General features: G+C 38.1%; 13 protein-coding genes. 2 read left to right on the forward strand and 11 right to left on the reverse strand.

Going from position 1 to position 15,668, the window contains the following annotated elements:
• Positions 1-184 precede the first annotated feature (184 nt).
• The 5 genes from VNN39_RS01575 to VNN39_RS01595 form a co-directional block, all read right to left on the reverse strand.
• Positions 185-511, reverse strand: a complete 327-nt coding sequence (locus VNN39_RS01575; RefSeq protein ID WP_165711426.1) for an MGMT family protein — start codon at positions 509-511, stop codon at positions 185-187.
• On the reverse strand, positions 505-2,388 hold the full coding sequence (locus VNN39_RS01580) for a M13-type metalloendopeptidase (protein ID WP_338997742.1): 1,884 nt from the start codon (positions 2,386-2,388) through the stop codon (positions 505-507). Before VNN39_RS01580 ends, VNN39_RS01575 begins: the two co-directional genes overlap by 7 nt.
• 98 nt (positions 2,389-2,486) lie before the next feature.
• Complete coding sequence (locus tag VNN39_RS01585) at positions 2,487-4,205, reverse strand: putative polysaccharide biosynthesis protein (RefSeq protein WP_017368835.1); 1,719 nt, start codon at positions 4,203-4,205, stop codon at positions 2,487-2,489.
• A gap of 111 nt (positions 4,206-4,316) precedes the next feature.
• Positions 4,317-4,895 carry a hypothetical protein gene (locus VNN39_RS01590; RefSeq protein WP_338997743.1) on the reverse strand — a complete coding sequence of 193 codons (579 nt, stop codon included), beginning with the start codon at positions 4,893-4,895 and terminating at the stop codon, positions 4,317-4,319.
• Between the two features lie 8 nt (positions 4,896-4,903).
• Positions 4,904-5,404 (reverse strand): hypothetical protein, encoded by a 501-nt coding sequence (locus tag VNN39_RS01595; RefSeq protein ID WP_165711430.1) that lies wholly within the window; start codon positions 5,402-5,404, stop codon positions 4,904-4,906.
• Between the two features lie 280 nt (positions 5,405-5,684).
• Here VNN39_RS01595 and VNN39_RS01600 point away from each other — a divergent pair, with 280 nt between their 5' ends.
• Together VNN39_RS01600 and VNN39_RS01605 are read left to right on the forward strand one after the other, a co-directional pair.
• Positions 5,685-6,572 (forward strand): Rgg/GadR/MutR family transcriptional regulator, encoded by an 888-nt coding sequence (locus VNN39_RS01600; RefSeq protein ID WP_338997744.1) that lies wholly within the window; start codon positions 5,685-5,687, stop codon positions 6,570-6,572.
• Between the two features lie 193 nt (positions 6,573-6,765).
• A complete protein-coding gene (locus VNN39_RS01605; RefSeq protein WP_165711432.1) occupies positions 6,766-8,217 on the forward strand; it encodes a UDP-N-acetylmuramoyl-L-alanyl-D-glutamate--L-lysine ligase in 1,452 nt (483 codons plus the stop codon).
• 62 nt (positions 8,218-8,279) lie between these two features.
• Here VNN39_RS01605 and yjeM read toward each other — a convergent pair whose 3' ends face one another.
• From yjeM to VNN39_RS01635, 6 genes are all read right to left on the reverse strand, one after another.
• Complete coding sequence (gene yjeM, locus VNN39_RS01610; protein ID WP_165711433.1) at positions 8,280-9,881, reverse strand: glutamate/gamma-aminobutyrate family transporter YjeM; 1,602 nt, start codon at positions 9,879-9,881, stop codon at positions 8,280-8,282.
• 337 nt (positions 9,882-10,218) lie between these two features.
• A complete protein-coding gene (pepT, locus tag VNN39_RS01615) occupies positions 10,219-11,460 on the reverse strand; it encodes a peptidase T (protein WP_339007174.1) in 1,242 nt (413 codons plus the stop codon).
• A 2-nt stretch (positions 11,461-11,462) separates the two neighbouring features.
• Positions 11,463-12,227 carry a DUF1803 domain-containing protein gene (locus VNN39_RS01620; protein ID WP_338997746.1) on the reverse strand — a complete coding sequence of 255 codons (765 nt, stop codon included), beginning with the start codon at positions 12,225-12,227 and terminating at the stop codon, positions 11,463-11,465.
• On the reverse strand, positions 12,227-13,171 hold the full coding sequence (locus VNN39_RS01625; protein WP_014024319.1) for a manganese-dependent inorganic pyrophosphatase: 945 nt from the start codon (positions 13,169-13,171) through the stop codon (positions 12,227-12,229). Before VNN39_RS01625 ends, VNN39_RS01620 begins: the two co-directional genes overlap by 1 nt.
• A 145-nt stretch (positions 13,172-13,316) precedes the next feature.
• On the reverse strand, positions 13,317-14,111 hold the full coding sequence (gene pflA, locus VNN39_RS01630; protein WP_017368825.1) for a pyruvate formate-lyase-activating protein: 795 nt from the start codon (positions 14,109-14,111) through the stop codon (positions 13,317-13,319).
• 66 nt (positions 14,112-14,177) lie between these two features.
• On the reverse strand, positions 14,178-15,638 hold the full coding sequence (locus tag VNN39_RS01635) for a DHA2 family efflux MFS transporter permease subunit (protein WP_270740631.1): 1,461 nt from the start codon (positions 15,636-15,638) through the stop codon (positions 14,178-14,180).
• Positions 15,639-15,668 lie beyond the last annotated feature (30 nt).

Genomic DNA, 15,668 nt, shown 5'->3' on the forward strand with positions numbered 1-15,668 from the left:
TGAAAAGTCAGTAGTTTGTCTTTTTCATTACTTTTTAGATTTTTTACAGTTCAGAAACGGCAAAAAAGCAACGAAAACTTGACGTTTCGTTGCTTACAAAACCCGTGGGGACAATATTTCCCACAGAATTTGTCGACAAACCATTACCCTATATTATATCATTTATCGACTGTATTTACAAGGTCTAAACACCTTTGAAATACTTTTCTTTCGGTCTAACTTTGCCTTTGTCCGACACTTCAACACCTTCTAATTTTAACAAACGAATTTGTTCTAGACGTCCCTCACCGTGCAAGCCTATAGTGCCATCCGATCTGATGATTCGCCACCAGGGTAAACGATGTCTCTCTGATAAACCATGAAGCACTCTTGCAACTTGCCGCGCACCATTTATAAGGCCTGCCCGCAGTGCGATATCTCTGTAGGAGCTCACTTGCCCGTAGGGAACTGCTTTGATTTCCCGAAGTATCCGCTGGGTTTCTGGCTTAAGATCTGCAAATTCTTTTACCATATTTTCACACGTTGGTCAGGTGCGCGGTACATCCCATCACTTTCTTGCACATCAAATGTCTGATAAAATTCTTCTAAGTTTGTCGGTGGAATATTTGCACGCAATTTCGCTGGAGCATGGACATCCATTGAAAGAAGCATTTGTTGAAATTCTATACTGGCTTTCATACGCCATATCTTACCCCATTGGCTAAAGAAATCTGTAAGATTAACATCTTCTTCTTTTTGCGCAGCAGTCATCGCTGCCGTGATTCCTCCTTGGTCGGCAATATTTTCTGAAACAATCAACTTACCGTTTGCTGGGCCAGCTTCGGTCGCCACGCCATCAAAAGCTGCAATCATTTCTTCTTGTTTCTTTTCAAAAGCCTCATAATCTTTGTCTGTCCACCATTTGTTGAGGTTACCATACTTGTCAAACTGCGCCCCGTTATTATCAAAAGCATGCGAAATTTCATGTGCAATTACTGCACCAATACCGCCATAGTTTTGACTGGATGATTGTTCAAGACTATAGAAGGGTGCCTGTAAGATAGCTGCTGGAAAAACAATCGTATTGCTGTCGGGACTATAATAAGCATTAACCATATGAGCCGGCATATGCCACAAGCTCTTATCAACTTCTTCGCTAAATTTTTCATAGTGACGCGCAGTGAGTAATTCATCAAAATGACAGGCGTCTTCGTAGAGACTCCCATTTCCAACTTTAAAACGACTATATATTTCTGGAAGTTTGTCCGGGTAGCCTATGAACACAGTAATTGCACTCAATTTTTCAATAGCCTTATCAATCGTTGCACGACTAAGCCATTCATTTTTATCTAAGCGTTCTTGGTAAACTTTAATCATCTCAGAAGTCATGTGCTTAACGTCTGACTTAGCTTCTTCTCCAAAATATTTTAGACCGTAATAAAGGCCAATCACTTGACTGAAATAATTCTCCGTTATATCGAGTTGATGTTTTTCTTGACTCCTTGCCTCTGATACATTCGATAAAAAACGTCCATATGCAGACCCTAAAAGTCGTAATTCATCTGAAAGTAAGCCGGTTGCCTTACGCGCGATTTTCACCAGCATCCAAGCTTTAATCAGGGGCCAATTTTCTTCGTTAATAATCTCGTCAAAAGAATCATAAAAACGATTTTCAAAGACAACTATTTTATCAGGTTCTGTGTTGACTAAACCTTTGATAAATGAATAAAAATCTATATTTTTTAAATGCTTTACAAATTCTTTAAAAGGAATTGGATTGTATAGCTCCGCATATTTAGCCCATTCTTCTGCTGTATTTGCTGATTCCACCAAAAGACTATCAAAAGCTACAGCTTTAGCTGCGATTTCTTGTGCATTTTTTTGCCCAAAATGCTCTAGTATTTCTTTGGAGTTCTCTTGCCAAAAGTTCAACAGTTCTGCTTTACGAGGATGATTTTCTTCATAGTAAGTAGTATCAGGCAAAATAAGCCCAGGACCAGTGAAGCCCAAAGAGTGATGCACTGCATCCTTCATATCTGCATCAACGCTGATTGAGAAAGGCAAAGGGGCTTGTGAATGGAAGATTAAATCAAGTAAATGTGTGCGAAAATCCTCGAACGAATCAAGACTTGTTATCTTATCCATTTCTCTAATAACGGCAGAGAAATCATTTTTATTACGACTTTCCCAATCCCCCGCTTTATTGTAAAACTTTATAGCTTCTAACAGTTCAGGATTATCTTCTGGAAGATCTACAGACATGTGCTGCAAATCAGCTGTTAAGTTTTTTTCATTTTCTAATACCAATTCATCAAAAGCAGAGATACGTGGTTTATCAGTTGGTATCTGCGCCTTTTCAAGCCATTCGGCATTTACTGTTGCAAATAAATCATCTTGTATTCGTGTCATTATAACCTCCTGAAAACGTTTTTTATATTATAACATAAAAGAAAAAGCAAACTTCCGAACAGCTCTGCATTCTGAAATTTGCTTTATTTAGATTTTTATTAAATATGAAGTTTTTGACGAAGTCTTGTACCTCGGCTCCCCATTAACTTTTCAAGTAAACCTGCCTTGGCTGCAATATAAATGTAGGTGAAGAAACCACCGCCTCCAGCTATAGCTACTACAAGTAAAGCTTTGAAATGCCCAGGAGCAAGAGGAAGTAAGATTAACGACATCAATCCATAAAGGACGAATGTAACAACAGCCATGATTGCTGTAATAATCGAGATTCCAATGATTCCTTTTAATGTACTTTTCACACGGAAACCTGTAACTTCATGAATCTTACGAATGATAATCCATGTTCCATAACCAAAAGCAATCGTTGTTGCCACAAGTGGACCATAAGAGTGGAAAATCATAATTGATGGTATTTGCAAAATCAATTTAATTACCAATGTGATAATGAAATAACGCATCGCTACCTTAGAATAATGCAAAGCTTGCAAGATTGGGGCAACCATCGTGTACAGGGCCAATAAGAAACTTTGGAGGACGGCCCAGATAAAGAGTGCAAGCTGTAAACTGTTTACCGAACCATAGAAAAGTGTATAGATTGGGGCAGCCAAAATCGTCATCCCTAAGACCGCAGGCAACATAAAGGCCACAAACAGTTGAAAATCATAAGAAATCAAATGCGCTGTTTCTTTGTAGTTTTTCTTTACAAAGTTAGAAGCAATAAGTGGTAAGGCCACAGCGCCTAAAGTCATCGCTTCACCAATGAGAATCATTGTCAACTTATCGGTATTAGCAGAAAAGTATGAGAAGAAAACCAAAAGCTGTGTATCACTATAGTCTGATACCCAACGCATTACCGTAACAAAGGTCGCTTGGTCAATAATTTTAAAGATTTGAATGGCTGAGCCAATAACAACAAACGGAATAGCTTGATAGATTGTTTGTGAAAGCAGGCGCCAAGCACTAATCTTTGTAATACTTGGGCCCGGATTAATGATCTTACCGATCATATTGTTTTTGATCAAATACCAAAGCAAGACAGCACAAGAACCGAGCATACCGATAAAGGCCGCTGTTGTAGACTGGACAACTGCTTGTGTCCAATCTCCACCTGAAAAGCCAAGCTTCATAATCATAAAGGTAAATACCAACATCCAGATTACACGGACGACTTGCTCATAAATCTGACTCAATGCTATCGGCTTCATGTCGTTTAAACCTTGGAAGTATCCCCGAATGACCGACATAGCCGGGAAAATAAGAATGGCTAGAGAAAGTGAGCGCATCACCTCTGTCAGGTTTTCTCCCCCACCAGACATGACTGCTAATGCGGGCGCACCAATATACATCACACCAGCTGCTACAACACCAAGCCCAACCATGAAAATAAAGATTTGACGAACTAAGCGGTTACTCAGATTTTCATCTCCCATCGCGTTATAGTGAGCTACTTCACGCGCAATAGCTACAGGCAAACCAGCAGTTGAAATCAAAAGAAAAAGTGCATAAATATTATACCCCATTGAGAAAAGGGCATTCGCTTCATTATTATGTTCTCCCATCCATGCAAACCACGGAATGATGTAAATTGCACCTAAAAGACGAGATAAAATATCTGCTAGTGTAAACCATAAGGTCCCACGCATCATTGTATCTTGCTGTGCTGCTTTATTGTCTCGAATCTCTTTACGCTTGGTTTCTGCATCCATTTGCTGGAGCTTTTCTTCCATGCTGAGATTATCAGTCATTTCTGTACTATTCATTTTTCTATTTTACCATGAAGTAGGCTTTTTTGACAATAAAAGTTTATAACATATCTAGGATAGACAAGCTCTATACCACGGGAAAATTTCAGATAGAGTAGTTGTGTACGTTTATTTACTTGAATCGTGATCTACAATTCGTTTAAAATTCCAGAATGTTCGACTCAAAAGAAGCATTGAAAAAAATGCCACAGTATAACGATTAAAGCAAGTTGTCAGAAGAATGAAGGCAAAACCCAAAATTCCTTCAAAAAGATAATCCTTTATCTGTCGTTCGACCTCCATTAACTTTAATATGCGAGCACTGGCAAAATAAGCCCGGATTACAGCATTCGTCACTATCAAGAAGACCGTTGTCAGGACTACAGTTAAATCCATGGACAAAGCTACAGTTAAATCCATGGACAAAGCTACAGTAAAAAAAGATAAAGCCATCAGGTAAGAAAGAGTCTGAATTTTTGGCAGTTGTTTTTTGTAATAGCTTAACTCCGCTGTTCTTTCCATGAATGCCACGTTTTGGAAGATGAAGATACCAATGTAATTCAGAATGAAACTGCTCTGAATTATCAAAAGAAGCCCTAAAAGCGAATCCAAATTCGTGAATACACTTTCCTCTGAAACAATGATAAGAAAACTAGCACCAAGGAAAATTAGAGCGCTAAAAATATAAGTTTGGTTATTTTTATTCATAAGGATGATTAATAAAAAAGCCGGAAATTCCCCATTGTATAGATAGCTGCACCTGCTGAAACACCTATCACAGCACCAAGTGCCCAATTCCATGCTGCAACAGTCGCTATTTTAGACGCAATTGCGCCATAACTATAGACATAAACACCACGCGCGAGAGCCTTAATCTGTGTCCAACCAAACCCTACCGCCGTTAAAGCCCTGCGCATCCCTGATGAACGATGCCACAAGCCTTCCAAATTCCTTCCAACCATTCGGATAGAAAAAGCACGCGGTGCCAATAATGGCACGTTTTGACTTGCCATCAATTCTTTTTCTTTTTGTTGTAAAAAAGCCAAGTCAGATTCGTCAAAGGTAATCTGTTCAAGCGAATCCCAAATTTCACTTTGTTGTTGACTTACTTGAATATCATTCGCTTGTACTAGCCCTGTCACAGACGGTCCAACTGTCGAAAATAAGAGAGTGAGCGCAATCATACCAACTATCGCTTTTTTAGTTTGTCTTTTCATTAAATTTTCCTTTCTGTGGCTATGATATTTTATGTGTGAATTTTTCAGCAAAGATACGAATAATAGTTGAAGCACTTAATCAATCCTATCCATTTATATCGCTTATAGTTAGTCTATAACAACATTACAGCTAAAGACAGTTATAACTTAGGCTTAAATTACTATATATTGACAGTTCTTTGTTAACTTAGTTAATGGAGAAATTGCCATAACCAAGCGTTTTATTGTTAATTTACCTCAGTTTTAAAGCATAAAAATATTAAAATTCTAGGAGTCATTTATGAAAAAAACATTACCCATAGGAGAAACATATCGCTATTTTCGTACTTCTAAAAATTTCGCACTTAAGGAAGCGGCGAAGGACTGCATCTCCATTTCTCAACTTTCTAATTTTGAAAACGGACGGAGCCATGTTTCCTGTCTTGTTTTGCTCTATCTCTTGAATAACATAAACGTTTCTCCTCATGAATTTTTCCATCATCTCAATGTCCAACTCAATCCCTGGGACTGGTTTGAAGAACGTCATATGGCTCACCTAAACAGTAATATGCTCCATCTTCAAAAAATTATCCAAAGATATGAAAAATCACTTATACAAAGCTCGCCTTCCACTCAAAGATTAGAATTTGATAAATTCCGATTAGAGGCGACCATGAAGCAGCTAGATTCCCATTACCACCTCTCTCCTAAAAGTCTTACTGTTATTAAACACTACTTAAAGAACATCAAAATATGGGGCGAATATGAATTTGATTTGTTGAGTGACATAGCTGTATTTCTTGACTTAGGTACCTTATCAAAGTTTAGCCATAAAATACTTAAAACAGCGCGATGCAGAAACATTTACCCTCTCACTCAAAAAGCACAATTAAGGTCCGTAATAAACGTCCTCGAGATTTTTATAAAAAAGAGGCAGAAATACTTAGCGGAAGAACTACTGTATTTTATTAGCACTTTAAATATTCCAGAAGATGATCTTTTTGATAGAGTAAATTTCATATATCAAAAAGCGTTTTTTGAAGTAAGTTTTGGAGATACAAGCGCTGTAAAAACAATGAAAAAATGTCAATATTTTTTTGAACTGTGCGGATCCTATCAAATTGCTCAGAAGCTAGAACAAGAAATTAAAAGCTTAGAGACTTTAATAAAATCAAGAAAGCCAAGATAAATACCTCCTGTTAGGGTATAGTCCCCTGTAATAGAAAATACTAAAACGTCTACCAAGTGAGAAAAACACAAGTGAAAATGGTATAATTAAGCCTACGTATAAGAAAAAGCACCTAACCACACTTAAGTGAAGTACCTTAAAATTTAGCTCTCTCCAGAGTTAAATGGTGTAAATAAAGGAGGCAGAAAAGTCCATGATCAAAATACATGATGTTTTAGAAATTCTGAAAAAAGATGATAACTTTCACGAAATCGTCTTCGAAAAAGAATATTACTATAACTGGGAGGAAGAATTAACCTTCGATCAACTAAGCTATGATAGCCGAAATACTTCTGCATCAACCCTGTTTTTTGCAAAAGGGTTAAATTTTAAAGCGGAATATTTAGAAAACTTAGCGGCACCGTTCTACATTTCAGAAACAGACTATGAAGTGGAGATTCCTGCAATCATTGTTTCCAATGTCAAACGCGCAATGAGTCTCCTCGCCCAATCCTTTTATGATTATCCACAAAATGAACTCAAAATTTTAGCTTTAACTGGTACGAAAGGAAAAACAACTTCTGCTTACTTCGCTAAATCAATCTTAGATGAAATGAACGGGCAAAAAACAGCTTTGCTTTCTACAGCAGAAACAACTCTTGATGGGAAAAATTTCTTCAAATCTGAGTTGACTACACCCGAAAGTCTTGATTTACTCAAAATGATGCGCCAAGCTGTGGATAATGGAATGACACATCTTGTGATGGAAGTAAGTTCACAAGCTTATAAAACCGAACGTGTCTATGCTATTAACTTCGATGTTGGCGTCTTCCTTAATATCTCTCCCGACCATATTGGCCCCGTGGAACATCCTACACTCGAAGATTATTTTTACTGCAAGCGACAACTTTTACATCATTCGGATTACTTTGTGGCCAACAGTGAAATGACCCACTTCAATGTGATTAAACAAGAATTAGAAGAACTCGAAATCCCGCATGATTTTTACGGCGAAATGTCTGACAATCAAATCATCGCTTCTCATGCACACGATTTTACAACAAGTGGTAAAATAGCTGACCATTTTGACATTCGTTTGCTTGGAAAATTTAACCAAGAAAACGCCTTAGCTACAGCTTTAGCAACCCAACATCTAGGAGCAACAATCGAACAAATTAAAAACGGCTTAGCGAAAGCCGTTGTACCTGGACGCATGGAGATGTTAACTACAAAAAGCGGTGCAAGAATTTATGTCGATTATGCTCACAATGGCATTAGTTTGAAAAACTTAGTATCTGTTGTTGAACCACATCATAGCGGTAAAATCGTCTTGGTTTTAGGAGCTACAGGTAATAAAGGTGAAAGTCGCCGTAAAGATTTTGGCCAAGTTATCGAAGCACATGAACGTTTAGAAGTGATCCTCACGCAGGATGATTCTAACCACGAAGATCCTAAAGCTATTGCTGATGAAATCGCAAGTTATGTTTCTCGTTCTTGTGATTTCGAAAGAGACCGAGCAGAAGCTATAAAACAGGCTATTCAACGTGTAACAGATAAAGATGATGCTGTTATTATTGCCGGAAAGGGTGCGGACAAGTTCCAGTTAGTCAATGATAAGCGAGTACCTTATCCTGGTGATAGAGCCGTAGCTGAACAATTTCTTTAAAAAAATGCCTCATCGGCATTTTTATGTTTTCCAATAAAAAAAGCAGCTTAAGCTGCTCTTTTTTATTTGGCATTATGTAATTCATCTTCAGAAAGATCTGTTAATGAAGCATATTCTGCAGGGTAACGTTTTTTGTAGCGGTTCATCATGAAGAAGGCTACCAAACCAAAGATAACTGGACCAGCAATCATTGATACCACTGTTTGGATTGTATCGCCAAGAACTGCTGAACGTTCAGCAACTGGCAAAGCAAAGTAATCTGTGATTGGTTGGATTACTGTGAAGGCATTTGCAAAAGCAACAACTAGAAATGTTACCGTTACAGCCGCCATCGCTACACCTTTAGATTTGTAAAGTGTGAATGGTTTTTCGATGTTGTCATTGAGTTTGAATTTTGCATAGGCAATGACGATAAAGAGGTAAGGTAATGTCATTGCAACATTGGCCATGTTTGTCAAGATTGCAAAGAATTTCGCTGCTGCTTCTGCACCACCACCAAGGTTAATAAGCATATTCAATAAGATGATGACAAAGACGATGACAAATTGGATAACCATCGCAAATTTAGGCATACCTGATTCTTTATCAAGTTGTCCATAACGACCTGGCCAAAGTTTATCTGGTGTACCAGAAATAATTTGTTTAACAGGGCTGTAGATCAATGTAAAGAAAGCACCCATCAATGAAAGCAACATTGCAAGACCCATGTAACGGGCAAGGATTGAACCGATAACTACCGCACCTGAATGGCTCATACCAAAGGCAGCTCCAAGCGCTTCACCAAGATATTGCATTGTTACATAACCCGCATTACCAAGGTTGATTGTTCCAGCTTTTACGCCTTCATAGAATGCGCCGCCTGTTTGGTAGTTCATGAAGAAACCAACACAGAGAATCATTACAGAATAACCAATGGCAATGATAAGTGCTGATGTTACAACACCACGAGGGAAGTTTTTCTCAGGTTGGTCTGTTTCATCAACCAAACCACCAACAGCTTCAACACCACCATAAGCAAAGATGGCAAATACCATGAAGGCAATAAAGCCAATCGCTGAACTGTTATTGAAGTTAGGGTTAAGGCTGGTTACAAAAGCTTCAGCAGTAATTGGTGTTGTTGGATGTCCATTAAGAACAAGAACTAACAGAGCACAAATCAGGAGGATCGCATTCAATGAAAGAACAGCTATACCACCAAGGGTAGCGAATTTTTTAACCGCATCCAAACCACGAAGTGCAAAGAAAGTGATTGCAGCAACCCAAATCATAGCAATGATTGAGAGAATCCATGGATCTGGTACATGAAGCGAGTTACCAAAAATCATGTTTGTGATGGGTACCATGATACCATTTGAAACGTTGACCATCCACACCAAATATGAAGCGTACCACATAAATGTTCCGACGAAGGCGAAAGTTGGACCAACTGCTTTCTCCATCCAAGAATAGATCCCACCTTTTTCTTCTTTGAACGCTGAACCAAGTTCAGTTACCATGAAGGCAAAGGGCAGGAAGAAGAATAATCCTCCTACGATATACCATGGAATCGCAGCATAACCCATCATGTAGAATGCACGTGGGATGTTGTTAAATCCATATACTGACGTGAAGATCATCAGGCATAAGCCGACAAGAGAAAGTTTCCCTTTTGCTTTATCAGACATCAAATGTCCTCCTTTTTTTATAATCAGATTGACTGATTGAAAATATTTGTAAATCAAGTAGCTTAAAGCACTTGTATAATTACCATAAGTAAAGGCGAGCTAGTCATTCTACCATAAATCTCAACAGTGAATTATACTGTCTTTTATAAAAGATAGAATAGAACAATCATAACTAGAATTCGTTATAATTGTGCGACAATTTTAAGAAAAACCTAAAACAGGCCGCCAGAAGGCGACTTGTTCATAGATTTATTTATTAGAAAACTGTAGTGCTCAAAAATTAACTTGTGGAAAGATAACCCTTCCAACCTTAAGAACTATTTTAGCTTATTATGCCTTATTTTTCAACTTTATTATTGAGTTTGAGCATTTCGAGAAGTACGTCAACTGCTTTTTCCATAGTTTGTAAGCTTACAAACTCAAAACGGCCATGCATGTTTTCACCACCCGCAAAGATGTTTGGTGTTGGCAAGCCCATGAAGGAAATTTTAGAACCATCTGTACCACCACGAACAGGTTCAATTTTTGGTTCAATATCCAAGTTTTTCATTGCTTCTTCGGCAAGATCAATGATGGACATGTCTTTCTCGATAACTTGAGCCATGTTGTAATATTGATCTTTGATTGTCGCTTTTACGCGTTCAGAACCAAGTTCAGCATTCATTTTATCAGCGATTTCTTGCATCAATGCTTTACGTTCATTAAACTTGTCTTCTGCATGGTCACGAATGATGTATTGCGCACGCGCTTCTTCGACAGTACCGTCTAATTTCAAAAGGTGGAAGAAACCTTCACGTCCCTCTGTTTTTTCTGGACGATCAAATTCTGGTAATTGTGCATGATAATCCATTGCTAATTGCAAAGCGTTAACCATTGTATTTTTGGCTGTACCTGGGTAAACATTTTTACCTTGGAATTCCAAAACAGCACCAGCAGCTGAGAATGTTTCATATTCCAATTCGCCAAGTGGTCCACCATCAACAGTATAAGCAAAGTCAACATTGAAGTCTTCAACATCGAAACGATCAGCCCCTGTACCGATTTCTTCATCAGGACCAAAACCAATCCGGATTTCTCCATGTTCAAACTCAGGATTAATATTGATTAAATAATCAGCCAAAGTCATGATTTCAGCGATACCAGACTTGTCATCAGCACCCAAAAGTGTTGTGCCGTCTGTATGGATTAATGTTTGACCTTTGTAATTTTTCAAGTTTGGGAATTCTGCTGGATCAAGACTGAAACCAGAATCACCAAGTTTAATAACAGACTCTCCATCATAGTTTTCAAGGATTTGAGGATTGATACCTTCTGCATTAAAGTCTGCTGTATCCATGTGAGAAATCAAACCAATTTTACGGACATTTTTATCTGTTGTTGCTGGGATAGTTCCTACAACATAACCGTTTGATTCAAGATAGTGTACATCTTGGATACCAATTTCGCGCATCTCATCCGCCATTTTATGAGCAAAATCGACAAGAGCAGGGACAGATGGAACTGTTGTTGAATTTTCATCTGAACGTGTGTTTACTTTGACGTAATCAAGGAAACGGGGTAACAATTTTTCGTATTTCATTTTTATCCTCCTATGGAAATGAAGTTATTTAATACCTTTGTTTGTTGGATTTGAGCAGTGATGAAGTCTTGAGGGAAATCAAAATAAATTTCTTCTAGTTGGAGTGTGTCGTCAAACGCAAGATTTGACGCAAACTCTCGTTTACCTACTGCGGAGATATAGCCGTATTTTTCTAAAGCCCTGATAAAAATATCTGGTCGCGCTTTAACAACATCTTTACGTGTAAACTTGAGCAAAAAGCTAGTCATGTATTTCAGAGCATACTCCGGATCAACATCGCCCATAAGCTGATAGACTTCCTGTTCAAGCATTGTGAGAGGCAAATGATGCGCTACCTTGTAAAAATAATTAAATAAGCTATCTGTGGACAAATCATACCGACTTGAAAAATGTAACGTAATAGCGTTGGTTTTATTTTTCAGCTTTTGCTGGACAATTGACTGTTCAAGCCTCTGCTCCACTTGACTTCCAGCTGCCACAAAAAATGGCGCTTCATAGATATTAACAGATATAGGCATTATTTTTGAAGAAAGATCAAAGTCAGCATCAGTAAAAACCTTAAAATTATTGCCATAACGTTTATCTTTACGCCAGATAAAGCCAGCAGCTATGAAGCTGTCAAGCTGGCGATCTAAGTTTCTCTCTTGCTCAAATACCTTATGAATTTGACGCAACGTTACATCTTCATGTACTTGCAGATAATTAATCAGTTTTAAGAAAAAAGGCTGACAGGTCAGCCTATTTTCATTAAAAACGCGAATAGGCATTATTTGTTAAACTCTTCAGTAAGTTGTGGTACAACTTGCTTTTTACGTGAAACGGCACCAGCTAAGAAAGCATGGTCGTCTTCCAACGTAAAGTGGAAAGCTGCTTCAACTTTATCTTTGTGACTCCCGATTTCGACAATTTCTGAGTTAGAATTTACGATATCTGTAATCATGAAGACAAAGTCATCATAATGTTCAACTTCCATTGCTTTCTTGATGGCAACTTTGACATCATGTAAGCGAGAAAGTACATCTTGAATTTCAACTGTGTTTACTTGAGCGATACGGATACGGCTGCCATTAAGTTCAAATGTTTTTGCATCAATATCAATGAGTTCATCTGCTGACTTGTTGTCCAAGTTTGTACCAGCTTTAAGCATAGCCATACCATATTCTTGGAGGTCAACACCAGCAATTTTTGCCAATTCTTCTGCAACTTTGTGGTCAGTTGCATGTGTTGTTGGTGATTTCAAAAGCAATGTATCTGAAATCAAACCTGAAAGTAAGAGTCCAGCCACTTCACGTGGAATCTCAACACCTGCTTCAAGGAATTTGCGGTAAACAATTGATGAAGCTGATCCAACAGGTTCAATTGTCATAAACAAAGGAGAAGCAGTGTTGAAGTTTGCCACACGGTGGTGATCCACAACGCCAAAGATATTTAATGAAGCGATATCTGCGATTGATTGTTGGAATTCATTGTGATCCGTCAAGATAACTGTATCCACGCCTTCAGCTGCTGCTGATGTTACGACACGTGGTGCTTCCACACCAAAATAGTCCAAAGCAAATTGTGTTTCTTCATTAGGTGTACCTAATGCAACACACTCTGTATTCAAAGCGCCAACTGGACGATGGTTGCTCAAATATGAGAAACCATAAGATGATGCGATTGCATCTGTATCTGGTTTTTGATGACCAAAGACAAAAATTTTATCTGACATTTCTTTTACCTCATTTATATATTTATATTCGCTTCATTATATCAAAAAAAGAGGATTTACGCACGCTTTCAATCTATTACTGGAAGTGTTCTTGCCTTAATCTTGGCACTGAAAAAACTTGAAAGCCAAATGTGGCCTTCAAGTTTTATCTAATTCTCTCTAAATATTCTTGATAAGTTTCTGTACCCATGATTGATTTTGCATTGGACACACGTTCTTTTGTCGGTGGTTTAACACCAGCAAGTGGATATTTCCAGCCTAGTTCGCGCCATTTGAATTCCCCCATCGTATGATAAGGTAAGATTTCAAATTTCAATACATTATCCAAGGTCTTAACAAATTCCCCTAACTTTTCTAAATCTTCGTCAATATCCGTTTCACCTGGTACAAGCACGTGACGGATCCACATGGCTTGTCCTTTATCAGAAAGGTAGCGGGCAAATTCTAAAATATTTTCATTAGGATGTCCCGTCAAAACCTTATGACGTTTTGAATCAATTTCTTTCAAATCCAGCAAGACAAGATCTGTAACATCAAGAAGCTCATCAATACGAGAAGTAATATATTCGTCTGTTCTAAATGGACGAGCCGAAGTATCTAAAGTAGTATGAATACCTAAACTTTTAGCATATTGGAAAAGAGCGATGACGAAGTCAATTTGCAACATGGCTTCACCACCCGATACAGTAATTCCACCTTTTTCACCCCAAAACCCCCGGAAACGAAGTGCTTCGTCCATCACATCTTCTACCGTACGTGTCGTTGCTTTTTCGTTTTTCAACGCCCACGTGTCTGGGTTATGACAGTATTTGCAACGCATTTGACAACCTTGCATAAAAACAATAAAACGTACGCCTGGACCATCTACAGAACCAAAGGATTCTGTGGAATGAATTAGGCCGGTTACTTTTTTGGCTTCTTCAATATTTGTATCAGTCATAAGCTTTTCCTCTTCTTCAGTATGCTTTTATCATACCTCAAATCTTACTTATTATCAACTTCTTTTCTAAGCTCTTAATTTTCCATCATCAAACAGATTTACCACAAAAGTGATTATGCAAAGAAGTAAAGCTAAGAAGAAAACATTGTGTAGAGCCCCCAGAACGATTTGTTCTAATTGCCCATGAATTTTATCTGGAACAACTGCATTCGAAGCTGTACTGATAAACTCGTTAACATTTTTAAAACTTACTTCAGGAAATTTACTTAGTCCTGCATTAATGCCTAAGGAAAATGCTAGCCCCAATATCCCGGTCATCATTGCCTGACCTAAAGTTCGTCCTAACACAACGAGAGAACTTGCTTGACCAACCATTTCAGCAGGCACCATTTTTTGCGCCAAAAGTGTTGTTGTTGAGAGTATAACACCCATGACACTTCCTGTGAAAGCTGAAATAATGTAAAAACCTTCGATTGGGAAAGCAACACTTGAAAGAACTAGGGGAATGTAGACAAGGATAAGAATACCTACTAAAACTGTATAAAGTCTCTTCGGCGCAAAACGTCGTAAAAGAAAACCAACAAAGAAACTGGTTACCATCCAAAACAATGATGTAGGTGTTAATGCAAGACCTGCAACAAAGGCTGGAACGCGGTAAATGGCTTGTAGCCAAATAGGAAAATAAATATTGAAAGCAATCAAGCAACCACTTAAAAGCATTGAAATAATAATCTGAATACTGAAAGTCCTTGTTTTAAACATTTCTAAATTAAATAAAGGATCGACTGCTTTTTTCTCTGTGCGAATAAAAATGATGCTGGCCGCAACAATCAAAAGGAGGAGCACAAGCTCTAATAGCCAATTGATTGTGGAAGCTGACATTTCTTGAAACATCAGTAATAATGAAACTAAAAGTACAGATAGAGAGACAATACCTGCCCAGTCCATCGGTTGTTTTGCTGTTTTTTCGTGTACATCCTTATAACCAAAAATTGTAAGCAAAAGTGTGATCAATCCCAAGGGCACATTGATGAAGAAAACCCAGTGCCAACCCAACGTATCAACAATCCATCCGCCAAGTAACGGGCCTACTAAAGCTGAAATCGCCCAAGCTGTATTATTCAACGCCATAATTTTTGCACGCTCTTCAAAATCAAATAAATCAGCTATAATTGTGAATGTCAGAGGCATAACCGCTCCGGCCCCCACACCTTGAAGCGCTCGAAAAATAATAAGGAATAGCATATTGGGTGCGATACCACAAAGTACCGAACCGATCACAAAAGAAACAAGTCCAAAGATAAAAATATTTTTCCGCCCCAGATTATCCGCCAACTTTCCATAGATTGGTGTGGCAATAGCTGAAATCAGTAAATAAATAGCAAAAACCCAACTTTGTAATTCTAGACCTTTCAACTGTGAAATAATCGTTGGCATGGCTGTGGTCACAATTGTAACCTCAACAGATGTCATAAATGTTGCAATAAAAATAGCTATAACAATAGCCAGATGTTCTTTTCTTTTCATATCTCCTCCTCTGTTCTATATCTTTATTTC

This window comes from Lactococcus formosensis (assembly GCF_037892375.1).
Classification (GTDB): domain Bacteria; phylum Bacillota; class Bacilli; order Lactobacillales; family Streptococcaceae; genus Lactococcus; species Lactococcus formosensis.